This window comes from Vibrio sp. Vb0667 (genome assembly GCF_033391095.1).
This window is the reverse complement of sequence record NZ_JAWPOL010000386.1, coordinates 1-1,055: the sequence shown is the minus strand read 5'-3', so window position 1 is coordinate 1,055 and position 1,055 is coordinate 1. Positions and strand designations below refer to the sequence as shown.

The window sequence follows — 1,055 nt, the reverse complement described above, 5'->3', positions numbered from 1 at the left end:
TTAGACAAAGTCCACAAGCTGGGGCCTGCTTACATTAAAGGCAAACCAGCAGGCAGTTGGGCAACATTGATTCTAGAGCAAGTTGAGAACATGCAAGACTTCTTCTCTCGCTACTTGCCTCAAATGTCGCTGTCGGTATTAGTTCCTTTCATCATTTTGGTTGTGGTATTCCCAGTTAACTGGGCGGCAGGTTTAATCTTCCTTGTGACGGCCCCGTTAGTGCCTATTTTTATGGCATTAGTTGGTATCAAAGCCGCGGAAGCGAACCGTAAAAACTTCAAAGCAATGCAACGCTTGTCCGGTCACTTCTATGACCGATTGCAAGCGATGACGACTATTCGCCTTTTCGACCGTACAAAGTCAGAAACTGAGACCCTAAAAGGGGCATCAGAGGTATTTCGTACCCGCACGATGGATGTACTAAAAATCGCATTCCTTTCTTCTGCGGTACTGGAGTTCTTCACTTCTATTTCTATCGCTATTACTGCGGTTTACTTCGGCTTCAGTTACATCGGTGAATTGAACTTTGGTTACTACGGTGCTGGCGTCACCTTGTTTGCTGGCCTGTTCATCCTGATTTTAGCTCCTGAGTTTTACCAACCACTTCGAGATCTCGGCACTTTCTATCACGCGAAGCAACAAGCGGTGGGCGCTGCCGAAAGTATTGTCGAGTTTCTTGAACTAGAGGTAGATCAAGTGAAAGATGGAACTCAATCTCTTGAACAGAACACGCCAATTCAAATCGAAGCTCAAGATTTGGTTGTTTTCAGCCCTGAAGGCAAACAATTGGCTGGCCCTCTGTCATTTTCATTGGAAGCCAATCAAAGCACTGCGCTTGTTGGCCCAAGTGGCGCAGGTAAAACCAGTTTGGTTAATACCATTCTTGGCTTTATGCCATACAAGGGCAGTTTGAAAATTAACGGCTGCGAGTTGTCTCAACTTGATCTATCGACTTGGCGCGAAGCTGTCAGCTGGATTGGTCAAAACCCAATGTTATTGCACGGCAGCATTCGTGATAACGTCACGCTTGGTAAACACGATATTCCAGACGCACA

1 protein-coding gene is annotated in these 1,055 nt (G+C 46.1%); it reads left to right on the top strand.

From position 1 onward, the window contains the following. A partial coding sequence (locus tag R8269_RS26110; protein ID WP_318223026.1) for an ABC transporter transmembrane domain-containing protein occupies nucleotides 1–1,055 on the top strand: 1,055 nt, incomplete at both ends.